This is a genomic window from Pacificoceanicola niger, assembly GCF_048553275.1.
Taxonomy (GTDB): Bacteria; Pseudomonadota; Alphaproteobacteria; order Rhodobacterales; family Rhodobacteraceae; genus Pacificoceanicola.
Window position 1 is genome coordinate 45113 of record NZ_JBLZMW010000001.1, and the last position, 19180, is coordinate 64292.

Consider the following 19180-nt stretch of genomic DNA (forward strand, 5'->3'; position numbering starts at 1 on the left):
TCATGCGGGGGCTGCGGTTGCATCTGGTTCTTGTCGTGGCGCTGTCGCTGGTTTGCGTGGCGAGCGTGGCGCGCGCGCAGACCGGCGGCATGGCAGCGCCCGGCCTTCGGGAGACGGTTCTCGACAATGGTCTGCGGCTGGTGGTTCTGCCGGATGGCCGCGCGCCGATCGTGACGCATATGGTCTGGTATCAGGCGGGCAGCGCGGATGATCCGGTTGGCAAATCCGGACTGGCGCATTTTCTTGAGCACCTGATGTTCACCGGCACCGCCGAGCGCCCGAAAGGCGATTTCGTCCGTGCGGTCAACCGGGTTGGCGGACTGCAGAACGCGTTTACTTCCTTCGATTATTCCGTCTATTTTCAGCAGATCCCGGCGGACGCGCTGCCCGACATGATGCGGTTCGAAGCGGACCGGATGGTGCATCTGGATCTGACCGAAGAGGCGGTCGCGATCGAACACGCTGTGATCAAGGAAGAGCGCCGCGTGCGGATCGACAACGATCCTGCCTCGCGGATGGTCGAGGAAATGGATGCCGCCCTCTTCCTGCGACACCCCTACCGCAATCCGGTAATTGGCTGGATGCACGAGATCGAAGGGCTGACGCGCGCGGATGCGGCGGGGTTTTATCGACGCTTCTACAGGCCGGACAATGCCGTGGTCATCGTCGTGGGGGATGTGCGCTTTGACGATGTACTGGCGATGGCCCGCGCGACCTATGGGCGTGTGCCGCGCGGCGCGCAGCCTGTTCTGCGGCACCGGCTGCGCGAGCCCGTGGTCGATACCCGGCGGACAGTATCCCTCAGCGATGCACGTATCCGGGCCGAGACATTCAGGAAATCCTGGGTCGTGCCAAGCGTTGCGACGGCGTCGTCCGGGGATGCCGAGGCGCTGAGTTTGCTTGCGGAGCTGCTCGGGGGTGGCCCGCATGGCCGCCTTTACCAATCTGAAGTGCTTGGCACCGGTCGCGCCAAGAGCGTCAGCGCGCGATACGACGGGCACGGGCTCGATTATGGGTACTTCTCCCTGTACGGGACGCCCCTGGCGGCCGAAGACTTGCTGACGCTCGAAGCGGCGTTCGACGCGGCCATCGCGCAGATCGCGGCCGTCGGGGTTCCGGCTGACGCATTGGCGGCGGCGCGGCGGCGCGTCTTGCGGGCAGAATTTTTTGCCAATGACGATCCCATGATGATGGCACGGCAGATCGGCATGGTGCTTTCGACCGGCAGCGATCTCGATTGGTTTGGCACCGAGGCGGACCGGCTTGCCGCAGTAACGCCCGAGGACATCCGCCGCGTGGCAAAGATGTGGCTTCGGGCGGACCGCGCCGTATCGGGATATTTGCGCTCTGCTGAGGAGGTCGGACAATGATCCCGCGCGTGTTGGAGTACGGTTTGCTGCGCCTCGGGCTGATGGCAATTGCGTTGGTGTTGGGCGTGGCCAGCAACGCGCGGGCGGAGATGACCGTGCAGGGTGTCGAAACGGACAGTGGCCTGTCCGCGTGGCTCATCGAGGACTACAGCCGGCCCATCGTTACCCTGCGCTTCGCCTTCGACGGCGGCAGCCGGGCGGACCCGGTCGGGCAATCGGGCATCGCCTACCTCATGTCCGGGCTGATGGACGAAGGCGCGGGCGAGATGGAGTCGGCGGCGTTTCTCAGTGCCGTGGATGCTGCGGGCGCCGAGATGTCCTTTTTTGTGCGCGAGGATCATTTTGGCGGCAGCTTGAGGGTGTTGCGCGACGACGCCGAACCGGCGCTGGCGCTTTTGCGGCTGGCGATCAATGAACCGCGATTTGACGCGTCGGCGGTCGAGCGGATTCGCGGGCAGATCCTGAACAGTCTCGCCGCGCAAAGCCGCAACCCCGAGGCACGGGCGAGCCGCGCGCAGAACCGGGCGATCTATGGCGATCATCTGTTTGCCCGCAACCGCAAGGGTGATCCGGCGGAGGTCGCGGGGGTGACGGCAGAAGACTTGCGCCGCTGGCATCAAACGCAGTTTGTCCGCGACGGCCTGCATGTGGCCGTCATGGGGGCCGTCTCGCAGAAGGAGCTGGCAGCTTGGCTGGACCTTTTGTTCGGGGCGTTGCCCGAGCGCGCAGCGCGCTCGCCTGTGGCAGCGCCCGTGCCAGAATTCGGCGATACCGTGCAAATCCCATCGGCCCGGCCATCGACCCTTATCCAGATGACCTATCCCGCGCCTGGCCTTGCCGAGGAAGGGTATCCGGAAGCCGCGGTTCTGAACCATATTCTCGGCGGTGCGCCGCTGTCGTCACGCCTGTTCGATGCGCTGCGCACGGCGCGCGGTCTGGTGTATGGCGTCAATTCGGGGCTGGATCCGGACACGATCACACCGCAGTTGGTAATCTCGACGCAGACCCGCGCGGATCAGGTTTCTCAGGTGCTTGGGGTGATCCAGGGCACGGTGCAGCGGCTGGCCGATGAGGGGCCGACGCCGGATGAGTTGTCCGGTGCGATTTCTTATCTTCGCGGCGCGTATTTCGTCCGGAACTTCTCCGGCTCGCAAGCTGCGACCGCAACCATGCTGTCGCTGCAGTTGGATGGCCTGTCGCCGGAGTACCTCAAGACGCGTGGGGCGCGTTTTGATGCGGTGCGCGCGCCGGACGTCCAGGCCGGGGCCGCGCGCCTGGCCGCGATGACGCCGACGGTGTTGCTGGTCGGTCCGGGGGAGGTATCGAACTGACCCTTTGATCGCGTCGTCCTGCCCGCAATTTTGAAGAAGCCGCATTTTTCCGGGCGGCGTAGACTGCCCGTCACGGCGCAGGTCTCTTGCCCGATGCTGCCCGTTTCATTGGCTCGGACCGTCTCAAGTGCATGGGCTTGCAGATCGCCGCGCAGGCAGGGTGCCCTTTTCAGGAGGAAGACATGACACACACATATTTTTTCAGAACAATCCATTTCGCGGCAGGCAAAACGCTTGTCGCGCTTGTTGCCGCCGGTTTTCTTGGCCTGCTGGCCACCGGAGCCGCGCAGGCGGTCGAGATTGGCGAAACCGTCGACATCAAGGTGCAGAATTGGCAGGAAGAGCGGATGATGTCGAAGGATCGCGGCGGTGAGGCGGTCGATGGCGTGACCAAGGTGGTCATGTCCCTGATCGATGCGCTTGAGACCAAAGACTTCAAACGCATGAGTGAGATCTACCGGAACGACGACCGAGCCATGTTCTACGGTGCGTCGCTTGCACAAAAGGCACGCGGATCGGAGAATTTCGTGAAGGCGCAGAACCAGTGCATCGAAACGCTCGCCCGGCTCGATATTCAGCCATCGGACATGCAGGTGCAGTACCTTGGCGATGTTGCGGTTGCCACGCTGACCGGGATCAACAAGGCGGTCACTGTCACGGACGAAAAGATCGGCTCGACGTGGCGCTGGTCGCTTGTCATGCATGATGCCGGTGGCGGGGATTGGCGGATATCCCATGAACACTATTCGTTCGAAGCCCTGAACTGAGGTTTCGACACGCTCCGGCCTGTCTGTCGGGTGCCGGATATCTCCCTGAGGGGATTGCAGCCGGGGCGCAGGATCTGTGCCCCGGCTGTTTGTTGTGCTGCGCGGTGGCGCGTGGTGCAATCGCGGGCCGATTGTCTTGGGTTTCCTTGAAGTGCATGTGCATTATCCTGTTATTCGCGGGCAATTACCGCCTGCACAGGCGGAATTTGGTCTGCTATGCAGTCATTCGACATCGGTTGGCCGCCGGTTGGTTCTCCAATTTCGGCCATCGCCGGATTGCCATACCACTTTGACAAGGAGAAAAGCGTGCCAGAGCATTCCAATGAGACGGATCGTCAGGACCGGGACGGTCTTCAGGTCGCCAATGAGCTTGTGCGTTTCGTGGAAGACGAGGTCCTGCCCGGCACCGGAGTGTCGACCGATGCCTTTTGGGCCGGGTTGTCGACGCTGGCGCATGAATTCGGGCCGAAGAACCGCGCGCTGCTCGACAAGCGCGAGGCGATTCAGGCGCAGATCGACGCATGGCACGTTGAACACCGGGGCGCGGCGCATGACCGTGACGCCTACAAGGCCTTCCTCGAAGAGATCGGTTATATCGTGCCGGAGGGTGGCGATTTCCGCATCGAGACCGCCAATGTCGATCCTGAAATCGCCTCCGTTCCGGGGCCGCAGCTTGTGGTGCCTGTGACCAATGCGCGCTTTGTTCTGAACGCGGCGAATGCCCGCTGGGGCAGCCTGTATGACGGGCTATACGGCACGGACGCCATGGGCCCGGTGCCCTCCGGCGGGTTTGACGATGGCCGGGGCGCGCGGGTCGTGGCGCGGGCGGCTGTCTTCCTCGATGAGATTTTCCCGCTGACGGCGACAAGCCATGCCAAGGCCGCAAGCTATTCGGTTGTGGATGGGGCATTGCAGGCGGACGGCTCGGTACTGAAAGCGCGGGAGGCGTTTGCGGGCTACACAGGCGCGGCAGAGGCGCCGGAGTCCGTGCTGCTGCGCAACAACGGGCTGCATGTGGAACTGGTGTTCGACAAGGACCATCCCATCGGCAAGACGACGCCATCTGGCCTGGCGGATGTGCGGCTGGAGTCGGCGATCTCGGCGATCATTGATTGTGAGGATTCCGTGGCCTGTGTGGACGCCGGAGACAAGACGCACGCCTATCGCAACTGGCTTGGCCTGATGAAGGGCGATCTCGAAGAAACCTTCGAGAAGGGCGGCAAACCGATGACGCGCAAGCTCAGCGACGACCGCAGCTTTATCGCGCCTGACGGCTCGGAGATGAGCCTGAAAGGGCGGGCGCTGCTTCTGGTGCGGAACGTTGGCCATCTGATGACCAACCCGGCAATCCTGACCCGCGATGGCGAAGAGATCTTCGAAGGGCTGATGGACGCCATGTTCACGGTCCTGATCGCCATGCACGACCTGAAAAAGACCGGCGGGCTGCGCAACTCCGTCGAAGGATCGGTCTATGTGGTGAAGCCCAAGATGCACGGGCCGGAGGAAGTTGCCTTCTCCGATGCGATCTTTACTCATGTCGAAAAGGTGCTGGGCCTGCCGCAGTACACCGTGAAGCTTGGCATCATGGACGAAGAACGCCGGACCTCCGCGAACCTCAAGGAGTGCATCCGCGCTGCAAAGCACCGGGTCTGCTTTATCAACACCGGCTTCCTCGACCGGACCGGTGACGAGATCCATACCTCGATGGAGGCCGGGCCGTTTAGCCGCAAGGACTTCATCAAGCGCAAGGGGTGGATCACCGCCTACGAGAACCAGAACGTCGATATCGGCCTCGAATGTGGTCTGTCGGGCAAGGCGCAGATCGGCAAGGGCATGTGGGCACAGCCCGACAGCATGGCCGCCATGCTGGAGCAGAAGATCGAACACCCGCGCGCCGGGGCGACCTGTGCCTGGGTGCCGTCGCCGACCGCGGCCACGCTACACGCGACGCATTATCACAAGGTCGATGTTCTGGCGGTTCAGGCGTCGCTGGCCAAGGGTGGCCGCCGCGCCTATGTCGAGGCGCTGCTGGATATTCCGCTGGCGTCCTATCGCAAGTGGACCAAGGCACAGATCCGCCGCGAGGTGGAGAACAACGCGCAGGGCATCCTGGGCTATGTGGTGCGCTGGATTGATCAGGGTGTCGGTTGTTCAAAGGTGCCTGACATCAACGATGTGGGCCTGATGGAGGACCGCGCGACCTGCCGGATTTCGGCGCAGCATATCGCCAACTGGCTGCACCATGATGTGGTCTCGCGGCAGGAGGTCAGCGAGATCATGCAGCAGATGGCGGAAATCGTCGATCGGCAGAATGCGGGCGATCCGGCCTATGTGCCGATGGCGCCGTCGTTCGATGGCATCGCCTACAAGGCCGCCTGCGATCTGGTCTTCGAGGGGCGCGAGCAGCCTTCCGGCTATACCGAGCCGGTTTTGCACCGTCGGCGGCTTGAGTTGAAAGCGCAGTAAACCGGTCGGCCCGCGCCGGGTGGTGCGGGCCGGTCACGGCATCTGGGTCCGGCGCGACGCCGGGGGAATTGAAGGGTTTGTCATGGCTGCAAAATACTATGCCCCGCACGGCGGGCTTCCCGGTCAGGATCAGCTTTTGACCGACCGGGCCATCTTTACGGAAGCCTATGCGGTGATCCCGAAGGGGACCATGCGCGATATCACCACCAGCTTTCTGCCCGGCTGGGACGGCACTCGCCTTTGGGTGATCGCACGGCCCATGAGCGGCTTTGCCGAGACGTTCTCGCAGTACATCATGGAGGTGCAGCCCGGCGGCGGTTCCGACGCGCCGGAGAGCGATCCGGAGGCCGAGGGCGTGTTGTTCGTCGTCGAGGGGGAGGCGACGCTGAGCGTAGGGGGCGAGACGTACGTGCTGCGCCCCGGTGGATACGCCTACCTGCCGCCCGCTTCGGACTGGACCCTGCACAATCGCAGCGATGCGCCGGTCTGCTTTCACTGGATTCGCAAGGCCTACGAGCCCGCACCGGGGCTGGATGCGCCGGAGGTGCTGATCCTGAACGAGCAGGATATCGCGCCGACGCCGATGCCCGGAACAGAGGGTAAATGGGCAACGACGCGCTTCGTGGATCCCGCCGATCTGCGCCATGATATGCATGTGACCATTGTCACGCTTGAGCCAGGGGCGGTCATTCCGTTTCTGGAAACCCATGTGATGGAGCACGGCCTTTACGTGATCGAAGGCAAGGGCGCGTATCGGCTCAACAACGATTGGGTCGAGGTGGAAGCCGGGGATTTCATGTGGTTGCGCGCTTTCTGTCCGCAGGCGTGCTATGCCGGGGGGCCGGGTAATTTCCGCTACCTGCTCTACAAGGACGTCAATCGGCACATGGCGCTGCGTCCGCGCGGGCGCTAGGGTCGGGTTCGACCCAACCTTGCGGAGACTGCCTTCATGCGTGCCTTTGATCACTACGAGGTCGGCTTTGATATTCCGGCAAAGCCCGGCATGACGGAAGCCGAGATCCAGACGCCTTGTTTGCTGCTGGATCTCGACGCGCTCGAACGCAACATTCGCAAGATGGGCGCCTATGCCAAGACGCATGGGATGCGGCACCGCGTGCATGGCAAGATGCATCGTTCGGTTGATATTGCGAAGTTGCAGATCGCCCTGGGCGGCGCCTATGGCGTGTGCTGTCAGAAGGTCTCGGAGGCGGAGGTTTTCGCCCGCGGCGGCATTGCGGACATTCTGCTGTCCAATCAGGTGCGCGATCCGCTCAAGATTGACAGGCTGGCGCGTTTGCCGCTGTTGGGCGCGGCGCTCAGTGTCTGTGTCGATGATCTGGCCAATGTGGCGGAGCTGTCCGAGGCGGCTGTGCGCCATGGCACGGAGCTTGACGTGCTGGTCGAGATCGAATGCGGAGCCCGGCGGTGCGGCGTAACCACGCCAGAGGTGGCGGTGGAAATCGCGCGGGCGGTGCGCGCGGCGCCCGGGCTGCGGTTCGGCGGCATTCAGGCCTATCAAGGCTCGGCTCAGCATTTGCAGACTGAGGCGGAGCGCCGGGAAAAAATCGACTTTGCGGCGGGACGGGCGCGGGACACGATTGCTGCGCTGACAGCGGCAGGAATCGACTGTCCCTTGGTGACGGGGGGCGGCACCGGAACCTATCCGCTGGAAACGCAATCGGGGGTCTACACCGAATTGCAGTGCGGATCCTACGCTTTCATGGATGCGGATTATGGGCGGGTGCTGGACGGTGATGGCGCGCGGCTCGACGCGGGTGCGTGGGAAAACGCGTTCTTTGTCCTGACCTCGGTGATGAGTCATGTGGACCCGGGGCAGGCCATCGTGGATGCCGGACTGAAAGCCCATGCCACCGACAGCGGCCTGCCGCTTGTCTGGGGGCGTCCGGATCTGGCGTATGTTGCCTGTTCGGATGAGCACGGCACGGTGATCGATCCGGAAAACAGCCTTGCGATCAATGCGCGGCTACGCCTCGTTCCCGGGCATTGCGATCCCACGGCCAACCTGCACGATTGGTACGTCGGAGTGCGGCAGGGCGTGGTCGAGGCGCTTTGGCCGGTGTCGGCGCGCGGGCGGGGCTTCTAAACCCCGCAACCGTATGCAGGGGTGTCAGCCGTCGATGACGAAGGGCGTCTCGAACCAGTGTTCCTCCAGGTTGGCCCCCTCTCCAATGCGGTCGACCACGCAAAACAGTCCCGATCCGGACAGCGGCGTCAGAACCCCGTGCCATGTTCCCCTGTGGAAGTTGATCCCCTGTCCCGGCGCGGTGCGAAAGGCCAGCGGCACACCGGGTTTGCCGCTCTCATCGGGCGCAACGATAACAAGAAAGCCATCCATGGACATCGGCAGGAAGGCCTGACTGCCGAGCGGATGCCGCTCCATCAGCTCCAGACTGTAAGGCAGGCTGCGCAGTTCCGCCTTGAACAGGCTGATACCCGCTTTGCCCGCATCGGTGAAATCGAGCGTCGCGCGGTCGTGGTAGCGCCCGCACAGGCCCTGATTGATCAGCTTGTCGGGCGCGCCGGAGGTGTCGAGGACCTCGCCGTAGGGCGCGAAGGCCTCGGCGGTGAGCGGTTGGATGCGGATCGTCCCGGTCATGCGCCAAGCTTCTCGATCAGCCGCAACTCGGCAATGCGCTCGACTTGTTTGCAGGCTTCGCGGAATTCCGTGTCGCGGTCATGGTCGATGCGGCGGCGGAAGGCGTCCAGAATGCTGGACTTGGTGTTATCCTTCACGGCAATGATGAACGGAAAACCGAACTTCCCGGTGTAACGGTCATTGAGGTCGGTGAAGGTCGTTCGCTCTTCGTCGGTCAGCATATCGAGCCCGGCCCCCGCCTGTTCGGCGCTGCTCTCGGCGGTCAGGCGTCCGGCGGCGGCGAGTTTCCCGGCAAGGTCCGGGTGGGCGGTCAGAACGCCGAGTTTCTGCGCATCTGTCGCGGAGCGGAACACACGGGCGAGGGCATTGTGGACCCCGGCGGCACTGTCGGAATAGGTGCCAAGCTCAAGCGCATGGGCGCCTTCGGCAATCCATGGGCTGTGCTCGAAGATGCCGCCGAAGGTATCCACGAACGTGTCCCGATCCATCTGCGAGGGGCGCTGGGCATTGGACGGGGGATGCTCTGCGGTCCAGTGATCAGCGATCTGCTCGCGGGTGGCGAACCAGACGCCTTCGTGGCCCTGCATATAGTCCATGACGCGCTTCAAGGCTGCTGCGCGGCTCGGGCGGCCGATCAGGCGGCAGTGCAGCCCGATCGACATCATTTTCGGTGCCCCGGCCTGACCTTCGGCATAGAGCATGTCAAAGGCGTCCCTGACCATCGTCTCGAAATCATCGCCGCTGGTATAGCCCGCCTGAATGGCAAAGCGCATGTCATTGCAATCCATGGTGTAGGGTACGATCAGTTGATCCTTGCCGGCTGCCTTCATCCAGTAGGGCAGATCGTCGGAATAGCTGTCCGCGATATAGGCAAAATCGCCCTCCTCGGCGGCGAGGGCGATGGTGTTCATCGAACACCGCCCGGTGTACCAGCCGCGCGGCGGCGCGCCGACAACCTCGGTGTGCAGGCGGATCGCCTCGCGGATCTGTTCGCGCTCTTCTTCGGGCGGCATGTCCTTGTGCTCGATCCATTTCAGCCCGTGAGATGCGATTTCCCAGCCCGCATCCTTCATCGCCTTGAGTTGCTGCGGCGCGCGGGCCAACGCGGTGGCGACACCGTAGACGGTGATCGGCGTGTCCTTCAGAAGGGAATGCACCCGCCAGAACCCGGCGCGGCTGCCGTATTCATAGATCGTTTCCATGTTCCAGTGCCGCTGACCGGGCCACGGCGCGGCGCCGGTGATCTCGGACAGGAACCCTTCGGAGGCGGCATCGCCGTGCAGGATGTTGTTTTCTCCGCCCTCCTCGTAGTTCAGGACGATCTGGACGGCGATCTTCGCGCCGTCCGGCCAGTTTGCTGCGGGGATATTGGGGCCGTACCCGGCCATGTCTCTGGGATATCTGTTCAAGTCACTTGCCCTCTGGTTCCGCCGCTTGATATCCCGGACCGTACCAGAGCATTTTCAAGAATAACAAGAAGCAGCCTATTGCCGATGTGGCTTTGTTCCCGTGAGGGGCCGGGCTACCAAGACCCGAAGAAACCCAGTGGAGACAGCCATGTCCGGATACCTGACGACCCATGTTCTCGATACGGCGAAAGGGTGCCCGGCGGAAGGCATCCGCATCGCGCTCTACCGTGTCTCGGGCAATTCGCACAAAAAACTGGCAGAGACGGTGACCAACTCTGACGGACGCACGGATGCGCCGATCCTGCCGGTCGATCAGTTCAAGACCGGGACGTACGAATTGGTGTTCTTCGCCGGGGATTACCTGCGCGCGAGCGGACAGGTGGCGGGCGAGATCCTGTTCCTCGACCAGGTGCCGATCCGCTTCGGCATGTCCGACCCGGAGGCGCATTACCACGTCCCACTTCTGCTTTCGCCTTACGGTATGAGCACGTATCGCGGGAGTTGAGGCGTCCTGGTGCGCGCCGGACCCATCCGGGCTGCGGTGCCGGAGCGCCGATGCGCGCGCATCTAGAACTCACTGCGCAGCGGATTTCACCGCGTGAATCGCATAGCGATGCTCAAAGCGACGGAGCAGCGATTTCCGCCAGCCGAGCTGCGCGGCCTGGGCCCGGTGGATGCGCCCCAGGCCCCGGTCAATGCCTATCTTTTCGAAACCGGTTTGAGCCAGAAGGTCGGTGATCTGGTCAGGCCGTGCGCCCTGCGAAAAATAGACCTGGCGAAGAATCCGGTGATGCGTCGATGCCGCGCCGTGGTTGCTGCTGTGGCGCGGGCCCAATAGACGCGCCAGCCAGCTCTTGGTGACGAAATCGCCATCCACGAGAAACAACATCCCGCCCGGCGCCAGCACCCGGTGCCATTCCGCGAAGGCTGCTGCGGGGTCGACCAAGGTCCAGACGAGGTGCCGCGTGACGATCACGTCCATGCATCCCGCCGGCAACATCGTATTTTCGGCGTCGGCTTGCAAAAAGCGCACGTCAGGCAATTTGGCCCGCGCGCGCTCAAGCATCGGTTCGGCCCAGTCCAGCCCGGTCACGTCAAAGCCCATTCGCTTGCAAAGACGGGAGATTTCTCCGGTCCCCGAGGCGAGGTCCAACAGTGCGCGCCCCCGCGCGGCGCCAAGATGCTTGCTGAAGAGCGCCTCCCACGCGGCCATCTCGGTGCCATCGCCGATTTTGTGGCCCGGGTCGTCGTCGAATGTCGCAGCGCGGTCGGACCAATAGTCTCGGATCTCGTCCCGGATGGTCCGGTTTGTCTGTCGCAGGGGGCTCATTTCGGGTCTCGTCTTGTTTCCTGGCGGTTTTCAGTATTTGACTAATTTTGTCAACTTATATCTTGACTAAAACAATCGGGAAAATTTATGCCGGGGTCAGTCCATGACTTGAGGAAGCAACCATGACCCTTCGACTGATGCTCGGCGCGACCGCGTTGACGCTCCTGCCCGCGACGTTCGCGCTGGCAGATCCCATCACCCTGACCGATATCGCAGGCCGCGAAGTGACGCTCGATGCACCGGCGGAGCGCGTGATCCTCGGCGAGGGGCGGCAGATCTTCTTTGCCGCCGTTCTGGACGGCGATGATCCGTTCGAGCGCGTTGTCGGCTGGCGCGACGACCTGCTTCAGGCGGCTCCGGAAAGCTACGCGTTGTATGCCGAGAAATTCCCGCATCTGGCTGATATTCCGACGTTTGGCGGCTTCAAGGACGGCACGTTCGACATTGAGCAGGCGGTTTCGCTGGACCCTGATGTGATGATCCTGAATCTGGAGGCCAAGGCGGCGACGGATGAGGCTGGCTACGAAGAAAAGCTGGCCAAGGTGGGCATCCCGATCGTCTATGTCGATTTTCGCGAAAAGCCGTTCGAGCATACCGCGCAATCAATGCAGATCATCGGCCAGCTGTTTGGAAAGGATGAGCGCGCAGCGGAATTCAACGCCTTTTACGAGGAACAGATCGCTCGCGTCACCGACGTGATCGCAGCTCAGCCCGACCTTGACCGTCCGCTGGTCTTTGTCGAGCGGGCAGGCGGCTATTCGGAGGATTGCTGCATGTCCTTCGGCCACGGCAATTTCGGCACCTTTGTCGAACTGGCGGGGGGCGAGAACATGGCAAAGCCGTTCATCCCCGGCACCTTCGGGACCATCAATGCCGAGCAGGTCATCGCCTCTGACCCCGATCAGATCGTTGTGACGGGTGGCAACTGGGAAGCCTATGTTCCCGGCGGCGCATGGATCGGCGTGGGCCCGGGGTCAGACGAGGCAGAGGCGCGTACCAAACTGGAGGCGCTGATGGAGCGTCCCGGATTTACCGGCGTGAAGGCCGTCGAAAACGGACAGGTCCACGCGATCTGGCACCAGTTCTACAACAACCCCTATAGCTTTGTTGCGGTACAGCGCCTGGCGACCTGGCTGCACCCCGAGCTGTTCCCCGATCTGGACGCGGAGGCAACGCTGGTTGAACTCCACGACCGTTTCCTGCCGGTGGATTATCACCCCGGTTATTGGGTGTCGTTGAACGCGCCCGCCAATTGATCTGACGGGGCGGCTTTCGGGTCGCCCCCGACCATTCGGAGTCCCCATGTCCACATTTTCAACCGAGGCCCCGTCGTCTGTGCAAACCCAAGCCCCGCCCGAAAAACCGTCCCATGCCGGTACGTATCGCGGGCAGGTGGCCCGGCGGATCGCCATTCTGGCCGGGCTGACCGCGCTTCTGGTATTGTCACTGGCAGTCGATGTCTCGCTTGGCCCGGCGCGCTATCCCTTGATGGATGTGCTGCGCACGATCGTGTCGCCGGGAACGAGCGATCTTCAGATGCGCGTGGTCATCTGGGATATCCGGATGCCCATGGCGCTTCTGGCGATCACCGTCGGCGCCAGCCTGTCACTCGCAGGGGCGCAGATGCAGACAATCCTGGCCAACCCGTTGGCCAGCCCCTTTACGCTCGGCCTGTCGGCGGCGGCCAGTTTCGGTGCGGCGCTGGCGATGGTGCTGGGCGTGGCGGTGTTCCCCGCGGCTATTGCGCTTATGGTCCCGATCAACGCCTTTGTCATGGCAATGGCGGCGTCGTTGCTGATCTTTGGCCTGTCGACTCTGCGCGGCGTAACCGTGGAAACCATCGTCCTGCTCGGCATCGCATTGGTCTTCAGCTTCAACGCAGCCTTGGCGCTGTTGCAGTATTTCGCCTCCGAGCAGGCACTGTCGGCGGTGGTCTTCTGGACCATGGGCAGCCTGACCAAGGCGACCTGGGCCAAGGTCGCCGTCACCGCCGCGATCCTCGCCGTCTGCACGCCGCTCTTTGCGCGCCGGGCCTGGGCTCTGACCGCGATCCGATTGGGCGAAACCCGCGCCGCCGCGATGGGCATCCCCGTCAAACGCCTGCGGCTCGAAGCGCTGTTCCTTGTGTCTTTGCTGGCCGCCGTGCCGGTCAGTTTTGTCGGAACCATCGGCTTTATCGGCATCGTCGGCCCGCATGTGGCGCGCCTTTTGCTGGGCGAGGACCAGCGGTTTTTTCTGCCCGGCGCCATGCTGTCGGGGGCGGTGATCCTGTCGGCGACCTCGGTCCTGTCCAAGGCAATCCTGCCCGGCGCGGTCCTGCCCATCGGCATCATCACGGCGCTGGTCGGCGTGCCGTTCTTTGCCGCATTGATCCTGACGAAAGGACGTAAGTCATGGTAAGCCTCGCCCTTGACAAGGTCGGCGCCCGCTACGGTCGTCGCGAGATCCTGACAAATGCCTCGACACCGGCCATCACCGGCGGTGTGCTGACCGCGCTGGTCGGGGCCAACGCGGCGGGCAAATCGACACTGTTCCGGCGCATGGCCGGTCAGTTGCGCGGCAGCGGTGCGGTGCACCTGACCGGCGCCGGGCCTGACGATCTGCGCTACATGCCGCAAGACACCGCCATGAGCGCGGCGCTCACCGTCTACGAAACCATCATTCTCGCGTTGAAACAGGGCAGGGGCGGCTGGCGGTTGTCCGCTGCGGAACTGGCTGCGGTGGATGACGTGCTGCATCGGTTCGGCGTTGCGCATCTGGCGGAGCGGCAGTTGCCGGAACTGTCGGGCGGGCAGCGGCAAGCGGTGTCAATCGCGCAGACGCTGGTTACCCGACCCAAGGTGGTGTTGATGGACGAACCGACCTCGGCGCTGGATCTTTACCGACAATACGAAGTGCTCGAAGCGTTGCGGCACTATGCACAGGAGACCGGCGCGGTTGTGATCCTTGCCCTGCACGACCTCAACCAAGTGATGCGCGCCTGTACGATGGTGATGGCATTGGCAGAGGGCCGCATCCTTGCAACGGGTCCGACGCTGGAGGTGCTGACACCGAAGATGATCAGCCAGCTTTATGGCATCGACAGCCGGGTCGAGCATTGTTCGCGCGGATGTCCGGTGATGATTGTCGACGGCCCGTCCCACGTCGGGGCGCAATAGCGTCCCGGCGCGCTATCCGCGCACCTGCCCGGCGATGCGCTCGATCATGAACTCCATGAAGAGCCGGGTTTTCGGGTCCTGCATGCGGCGGTGCGTAAACAGGCAGGCCATCTGGATCGGTTCCGGCGGGGTGGCCGTGGCCACCGGGATCAAGGCGCGGCTTTCCAGATGCTCGGCGATTTCGAAGATCGGTTTGAGCGCCACGCCTTGACCGGACAGTGCCCAGTCGGTCAACACGTCGCCATCGTCGCATTCGTAGCGCCCGGTGACCCGGAACCGCTTTGGCCCCTCTGCGGTGGTCAGCAGCCATTGGAATTCCGTCGCCCCCGGAAACCGCAGGCTGAGGCATTCGTGTCCGTCCGCCACCAGCGCGTCGCCATCTGCGGGCATGCCGCGCCGCGCCACGTATTCCGGCGCGGCACACAGCACGCGCGGCACGTCGGCGATCTTTCGGATGCGCAGATTGCTGTCTTCGGGCTGGCCCAGGAAAAAGGCGAGGTCCAGCCCTTCGGTGGTCAGATCCACCTTGCGATCGGTCAGGCGCAGGCGCACTTTTATCTCGGGATAGGCCTCCAGAAAGCCCGGCACCTGCGGTGCAATCAGCCGCCGTCCGACGCCAAGCGGGGCCGCGACATAGAGCGAGCCGCGCAGGTTTTCCGTCAGATCGACAATCTGCGCCTCTGCGCTTTCGACGGCCTCAAGGATGTCTGTCGCCCCGCGATAGAAGGATTGCCCCTGCTCTGTCGGCGTCAGGCTGCGCGTGGTGCGCTGGAACAGGCGCACACCGAGATGTTCCTCCAATTGCGAGATGCGCGAGGAGGTGACTGCTGAAGAAATGCGCAAATCACGCCCGGCCGCGGACATGCTGCCCAATTCGTAGACACGGACAAAGGTGCGTATGTTGTCGAGATAAGACATTGTTCGGGATTTTTTGAAGCTGCTTGGCCGTTGATGTAAATAGCAGAACAAACCGCGCGCGGCTACTGTGGCCGTGCACGTCACACTTCCGGAGACCCGCCGCCATGTACGATCTTGCTGTCATCTGGGATTGGATCGCCTTTTCTGTGCGCTGGCTGCACGTGATTACCGCGATGGCGTGGATCGGTGCGTCCTTCTACTTTATCGCGCTTGATCTGATGTTGCGGGACGCGCCGGACCTGCCCGAAGGCGCCTCCGGCGAGGAATGGGAGGTTCATGGCGGAGGTTTTTATCACACCACGAAATACATGGTGGCGCCGGACCGTCTGCCGGAGCATTTGACCTGGCACAAATGGCAGAGCTATTCGACGTGGCTCTCTGGGGCGGCGCTGTTGATGATTGTCTACTGGGTCGGGGGAGAGCTGTTCCTGCTCGATCCGACGCGCGCCGAGCTGAACCTGTGGCAGGGGATCCTGATCTCCGCCGGATCGTTGACCATCGGTTGGTTGGCATATGACTGGCTCTGCAAATCGAAACTGGGGGAGAATCCGACTGCGCTGATGCTGGTCCTCTTTGCGATTCTTGTGGTGATGAGTTGGGGCTACAATCAGGTCTTCACCGGGCGCGCGGCCCTTTTGCACCTCGGGGCGTTTACCGCGTCGATCATGACCGGGAACGTGTTCTTCCAGATCATGCCAAACCAGCGCACCGTCGTGAAAGATCTCAAGGAAGGGCGCAAGCCTGATGCGAAGTACGGGAAGATTGCCAAGCTGCGCTCGACGCACAACAACTATCTGACGCTGCCCGTTGTCTTCCTGATGCTGTCGAACCATTACCCGCTGGCTTTCGCCACGGAGTATGCTTGGATCATCGCCTCGCTGATCTTTCTGACCGGCGTCACGATCCGGCATTACTTCAACACCATGCACAAGACCGGCTCCGGGCCGCATTGGACCTGGGCTGTGACGGTATTGTTGATGGTGATCATCGCGTGGCTGTCGACGGCAGGGGGCGGGGACACCTACGACGAGGCGCAGGCGCGTCCCCTGACACCATACGAGCAGAGATTCGCCTCCGCAGAAGGATTCGAGGACGCTTATTATGCTGTCGTTGGCAATTGCTCCATGTGCCACGCGCGGGAGCCGTCGTGGGAGGGGCTGCACTGGGCTCCGAAAAACGTGGTGCTGGAAACACAAAGCGATGTGGCGCGACATGCGAGGCTGATTTACCTGCAGGCCGGTCTGAGCCATGCCATGCCGCCGCCGAATGCCATCGAGATGGACACAGAGGCCCGCCAACAGATCACCCGGTGGTATCGGGAGGTCACATCCGGCGGGGAAAGCTAAGCCCGTGCCGTGCCGAATTTATCACCGAGACGTGAGAGCCGTGCCGAAAAGACCCGCCAACGCTTGACGCAATGATCCAGACAGGAAAGATAGGGCCTGTTGCGGACTGAACCGATTGGTTTAGTCTCGGCGGTGTGCCCGCTGTTTTGACTTGAACGGATGGCGGCGCTACCAAGCTGGAACGACATGCGGCATGGAGACGCTCGGATGCACGGGATTTTTGGACGTAAAACCTTTGGCCGGGGCATTCGACATGTCGCCGCCGCTGCCGCTCTGACGACGATGCTGTCTGGCGCGGCAGTCGCCGAGACGCTCGCTGCTGCGATGACCTCCGCCTATAATCACAGTGGGTTGCTGGAACAGAATCGCGCCGTGCTGCGCGCTGCCGATGAAGATGTGGCGATTGCCATGTCTGCCCTGCGCCCGACGCTCGGTTGGACCGCAGATGTGCAGCGCAGCTATAGCCGCACCGGTGTCAATCGCAGTGGCGCAACGAGCAATTCGCTGGCGCTGACTGCATCGTATACCTTGCTCGATTTCGGCCAGAGCATGCTGGGTGTCGAAGTCGCCAAGGAAACCGTGCTGGCGACGCGTGAAGGGTTGATTGCCATCGAACAGGAGGTGCTGTTTCGCGCCGCCTCCGCGTTTCTGAACGTGCGGCAGACCGAAGCCATCGTAAATCTGCGCCAGAACAACGTCCGTGTGATCACGACTGAACTGCGTGCGGCGCGTGACCGGTTCGAGGTGGGCGAGGTCACCCGCACCGATGTTGCCCTTGCGGAAGCGAGCCTGGCCTCCGCCCGCAGCGCTTTGGCGGGGGCGCAGGGCGATCTTGAGATTGCCCGGGCGGAATACACCGCCGTTGTCGGCCACAAGCCGGGCCGCCTTACCGCGCCCGGCTCTCTGCCGCGTCTGCCGTCACAGGCAGAAGGGCAACAGGTCGCTCTCAGGCTGCATCCGTCGCTGCGCCAGGTTCAGCATCAGATTCTGGCTTTCGAGCTTGGGATCAAGCGCGCCGAAGCGGCGATGAAGCCCACCGTCAGCCTGACAGGGCGCCTTTCCGCCGACGACTGGGGCGATGGGTCGGTGACTGCCGGACGCTCGATCACTCTGGGCGCCAAGGGGCCAATCTATCAGGGCGGACGGCTGAGCGCGGAGGTGCGCAAGGCCATGGCACAGCGCGATCAGGCGCGCGGAAACCTCCACTCCACGCGGAATGCCATCACGCAGGACGTCACGAACGCCTATGCAACGCTTGCTGTGGCTATTGCCAGCATCGAGGCGAGCGAGCGGCAGGTTCGTGCCGCACAGGTGGCGTTCAATGGCGTGCGAGAGGAAGCCTCGCTCGGTGCCCGCACGACCTTTGACGTGCTCGAAGCGGAGCAGGATCTGCTGGATGCCCGCGCGACGCTGATCACCGCAACGATCAACCGCCAGATTGCCGCCTATCAGGTGCTTGCAGCGCTGGGCATGCTGACGGCCGACCAGCTCCAGCTCGATATCGTGCGTTACGACCCGACCGAGTATTACAACCTCGTCAAGAGCGCGCCGGTGCCGAGCAGCCGTCAGGGCAAGCAGCTGGACCGCGTTCTGGAGCGCTTGCAGCGATGAGGCCAGTCGGAGCCTTCGGGGGCTCTGGCCTTATGCCAATGGAACGGTCATCTGCGTGATCAGATCGCGTGTCCCGGGCTTGACCCCGCGCCACCATGCAAAGGCCTCCGCAGCCTGTTCGACAAGCATGCCGACCCCGTCCGAGAGGCGGCCCACTCCGGCCGCTTCGGCGTTCTTGAGGAACGGGGTCAACCCTTTTCCATAGGTCAGATCATACGCCAGCGCGCAGCCCTCGAAGAGGCCCTCGGGCAGGGGCGGGCAGGCGCCGCTGAGACTGGATGATGTGCCATTCAACACGATGTCAAAGCCGTGGCTTTTCTCCGGATCACAAAGGGTGATGGCGCCGTGGGCCGCCATCATGTCCCGCAATGCAGCCGCCTTGTCGGCGCTGCGGTTCAGCAGGGAAAACTCCGCCGGACCGGCCTGCAGAAACGGCAGCAGAGCACCGCGAACGGCCCCTCCGGCCCCGAGCATCAGGACCCGTTTGCCACGCAGAGGCATGCCGAGATTGTTTTCGATATCGCGGAGGAGACCGATGCCATCGGTGTTGTGCGCTTCGATCAAGCCGTCCGAGAAACGCAGCGTATTTGTCGAGCCTGCGAGCCGCGCATCCTCTGTCATATCCGTGGCAAGCGCGAAAGCATCGAGTTTGAACGGCGCGGTCACGTTGCAGCCCTTGCCGCCGGTTTCGATGAACGCATGGAGGGCATCGGCAAAGCCGTCGACCGGGGCTTCGATTTTTTCGTAGGTCAAATCCTGTCCGCATTCGGCGGCGAACCGGGCGTGGATCATCGGGGATTTCGACTGGACAACGGGGTTGCCGAACACGGCGTAGCGATCTGACATGACGGGGCCTC

At 63.0% G+C, this 19180-nt stretch carries 17 protein-coding genes; 12 read left to right on the forward strand and 5 right to left on the reverse strand.

The window, feature by feature from the left end; translation table 11 throughout:
• Nucleotides 1-2 precede the first annotated feature (2 nt).
• The 6 genes from ACN2XU_RS00190 to ACN2XU_RS00215 all read left to right on the forward strand — a co-directional run bounded on the left by ACN2XU_RS00190 (nt 3) and on the right by ACN2XU_RS00215 (nt 8038).
• Nucleotides 3-1370: a M16 family metallopeptidase gene (locus tag ACN2XU_RS00190; RefSeq protein ID WP_419408361.1), complete on the forward strand. Its 1368-nt coding sequence runs from the start codon at nt 3-5 to the stop codon at nt 1368-1370.
• Entirely contained in the window at nt 1367-2701 is a 1335-nt protein-coding gene (locus tag ACN2XU_RS00195; RefSeq protein WP_419408362.1) for a M16 family metallopeptidase, read from the forward strand. The genes ACN2XU_RS00190 and ACN2XU_RS00195 overlap by 4 nt, the downstream gene beginning before the upstream one ends.
• Nucleotides 2702-2883: 182 nt before the next feature.
• Nucleotides 2884-3468 carry a YybH family protein gene (locus tag ACN2XU_RS00200; RefSeq protein ID WP_419408363.1) on the forward strand — a complete coding sequence of 195 codons (585 nt, stop codon included), beginning with the start codon at nt 2884-2886 and terminating at the stop codon, nt 3466-3468.
• Nucleotides 3469-3774: 306 nt separating this feature from the next.
• On the forward strand, nt 3775-5934 hold the full coding sequence (locus tag ACN2XU_RS00205; RefSeq protein WP_419408364.1) for a malate synthase G: 2160 nt from the start codon (nt 3775-3777) through the stop codon (nt 5932-5934).
• 82 nt (nt 5935-6016) lie between these two features.
• Complete coding sequence (locus tag ACN2XU_RS00210; RefSeq protein WP_419408365.1) at nt 6017-6847, forward strand: bifunctional allantoicase/(S)-ureidoglycine aminohydrolase; 831 nt, start codon at nt 6017-6019, stop codon at nt 6845-6847.
• Nucleotides 6848-6883: 36 nt separating this feature from the next.
• Nucleotides 6884-8038 (forward strand): DSD1 family PLP-dependent enzyme, encoded by a 1155-nt coding sequence (locus ACN2XU_RS00215; RefSeq protein ID WP_419408366.1) that lies wholly within the window; start codon nt 6884-6886, stop codon nt 8036-8038.
• A gap of 24 nt (nt 8039-8062) precedes the next feature.
• Here the strand turns inward: ACN2XU_RS00215 and ACN2XU_RS00220 are convergent, their stop codons facing one another.
• The gene (locus ACN2XU_RS00220; RefSeq protein ID WP_419408367.1) at nt 8063-8551 is read right to left on the reverse strand and encodes an ureidoglycolate lyase; all 489 of its coding nucleotides are present in this window, start codon (nt 8549-8551) and stop codon (nt 8063-8065) included.
• The gene (gene puuE, locus ACN2XU_RS00225; RefSeq protein ID WP_419408368.1) at nt 8548-9960 is read right to left on the reverse strand and encodes an allantoinase PuuE; all 1413 of its coding nucleotides are present in this window, start codon (nt 9958-9960) and stop codon (nt 8548-8550) included. Before puuE ends, ACN2XU_RS00220 begins: the two co-directional genes overlap by 4 nt.
• A 148-nt stretch (nt 9961-10108) precedes the next feature.
• Here puuE and uraH point away from each other — a divergent pair, with 148 nt between their 5' ends.
• Nucleotides 10109-10465 carry a hydroxyisourate hydrolase gene (gene uraH / locus ACN2XU_RS00230; protein ID WP_419408369.1) on the forward strand — a complete coding sequence of 119 codons (357 nt, stop codon included), beginning with the start codon at nt 10109-10111 and terminating at the stop codon, nt 10463-10465.
• A gap of 69 nt (nt 10466-10534) precedes the next feature.
• Here the strand turns inward: uraH and ACN2XU_RS00235 are convergent, their stop codons facing one another.
• Nucleotides 10535-11173 (reverse strand): class I SAM-dependent methyltransferase, encoded by a 639-nt coding sequence (locus ACN2XU_RS00235; protein ID WP_419408370.1) that lies wholly within the window; start codon nt 11171-11173, stop codon nt 10535-10537.
• A 239-nt stretch (nt 11174-11412) separates the two neighbouring features.
• Here ACN2XU_RS00235 and ACN2XU_RS00240 point away from each other — a divergent pair, with 239 nt between their 5' ends.
• From ACN2XU_RS00240 to ACN2XU_RS00250, 3 genes are read left to right on the forward strand one after another with little or no spacing between them, the layout of a single operon-like run.
• Complete coding sequence (locus ACN2XU_RS00240) at nt 11413-12546, forward strand: ABC transporter substrate-binding protein (RefSeq protein ID WP_419408371.1); 1134 nt, start codon at nt 11413-11415, stop codon at nt 12544-12546.
• 46 nt (nt 12547-12592) lie between these two features.
• Nucleotides 12593-13690, forward strand: a complete 1098-nt coding sequence (locus ACN2XU_RS00245) for a FecCD family ABC transporter permease (protein WP_419408372.1) — start codon at nt 12593-12595, stop codon at nt 13688-13690.
• Nucleotides 13684-14448 carry an ABC transporter ATP-binding protein gene (locus ACN2XU_RS00250; RefSeq protein ID WP_419408373.1) on the forward strand — a complete coding sequence of 255 codons (765 nt, stop codon included), beginning with the start codon at nt 13684-13686 and terminating at the stop codon, nt 14446-14448. The genes ACN2XU_RS00245 and ACN2XU_RS00250 overlap by 7 nt, the downstream gene beginning before the upstream one ends.
• Nucleotides 14449-14460: 12 nt before the next feature.
• On the opposite strand, the gene ACN2XU_RS00255 is transcribed toward ACN2XU_RS00250, so the two are convergent.
• Complete coding sequence (locus ACN2XU_RS00255; RefSeq protein ID WP_419408374.1) at nt 14461-15366, reverse strand: LysR family transcriptional regulator; 906 nt, start codon at nt 15364-15366, stop codon at nt 14461-14463.
• A gap of 104 nt (nt 15367-15470) precedes the next feature.
• On the opposite strand from ACN2XU_RS00255, the gene ACN2XU_RS00260 reads away from it, so the two are divergent.
• Together ACN2XU_RS00260 and ACN2XU_RS00265 are read left to right on the forward strand one after the other, a co-directional pair.
• Complete coding sequence (locus tag ACN2XU_RS00260) at nt 15471-16712, forward strand: urate hydroxylase PuuD (protein WP_419408375.1); 1242 nt, start codon at nt 15471-15473, stop codon at nt 16710-16712.
• 207 nt (nt 16713-16919) lie between these two features.
• Nucleotides 16920-18323, forward strand: a complete 1404-nt coding sequence (locus ACN2XU_RS00265) for a TolC family outer membrane protein (protein WP_419408376.1) — start codon at nt 16920-16922, stop codon at nt 18321-18323.
• A gap of 30 nt (nt 18324-18353) precedes the next feature.
• Here ACN2XU_RS00265 and aroE read toward each other — a convergent pair whose 3' ends face one another.
• The gene (gene aroE, locus ACN2XU_RS00270) at nt 18354-19169 is read right to left on the reverse strand and encodes a shikimate dehydrogenase (protein ID WP_419408377.1); all 816 of its coding nucleotides are present in this window, start codon (nt 19167-19169) and stop codon (nt 18354-18356) included.
• Between the last annotated feature and the right edge of the window lie 11 nt (nt 19170-19180).

Excerpts from the sequence above, each read along its gene's own strand:
- ACN2XU_RS00250 (WP_419408373.1), top strand. The coding sequence starts at position 13,684 with ATGGTAAGCCTCGCCCTTGACAAGGTCGGCGCCCGCTACGGTCGTCGC.
- uraH (WP_419408369.1), top strand. The coding sequence starts at position 10,109 with ATGTCCGGATACCTGACGACCCATGTTCTCGATACGGCGAAAGGGTGC.
- ACN2XU_RS00195 (WP_419408362.1), top strand. The coding sequence starts at position 1,367 with ATGATCCCGCGCGTGTTGGAGTACGGTTTGCTGCGCCTCGGGCTGATG.
- ACN2XU_RS00235 (WP_419408370.1), bottom strand. The coding sequence starts at position 11,173 with ATGGCCGCGTGGGAGGCGCTCTTCAGCAAGCATCTTGGCGCCGCGCGG.
- ACN2XU_RS00190 (WP_419408361.1), top strand. The coding sequence starts at position 3 with ATGCGGGGGCTGCGGTTGCATCTGGTTCTTGTCGTGGCGCTGTCGCTG.
- ACN2XU_RS00210 (WP_419408365.1), top strand. The coding sequence starts at position 6,017 with ATGGCTGCAAAATACTATGCCCCGCACGGCGGGCTTCCCGGTCAGGAT.
- ACN2XU_RS00245 (WP_419408372.1), top strand. The coding sequence starts at position 12,593 with ATGTCCACATTTTCAACCGAGGCCCCGTCGTCTGTGCAAACCCAAGCC.
- ACN2XU_RS00240 (WP_419408371.1), top strand. The coding sequence starts at position 11,413 with ATGACCCTTCGACTGATGCTCGGCGCGACCGCGTTGACGCTCCTGCCC.
- ACN2XU_RS00255 (WP_419408374.1), bottom strand. The coding sequence starts at position 15,366 with ATGTCTTATCTCGACAACATACGCACCTTTGTCCGTGTCTACGAATTG.
- ACN2XU_RS00220 (WP_419408367.1), bottom strand. The coding sequence starts at position 8,551 with ATGACCGGGACGATCCGCATCCAACCGCTCACCGCCGAGGCCTTCGCG.
- ACN2XU_RS00265 (WP_419408376.1), top strand. The coding sequence starts at position 16,920 with ATGCACGGGATTTTTGGACGTAAAACCTTTGGCCGGGGCATTCGACAT.
- ACN2XU_RS00215 (WP_419408366.1), top strand. The coding sequence starts at position 6,884 with ATGCGTGCCTTTGATCACTACGAGGTCGGCTTTGATATTCCGGCAAAG.
- ACN2XU_RS00200 (WP_419408363.1), top strand. The coding sequence starts at position 2,884 with ATGACACACACATATTTTTTCAGAACAATCCATTTCGCGGCAGGCAAA.
- aroE (WP_419408377.1), bottom strand. The coding sequence starts at position 19,169 with ATGTCAGATCGCTACGCCGTGTTCGGCAACCCCGTTGTCCAGTCGAAA.
- ACN2XU_RS00260 (WP_419408375.1), top strand. The coding sequence starts at position 15,471 with ATGTACGATCTTGCTGTCATCTGGGATTGGATCGCCTTTTCTGTGCGC.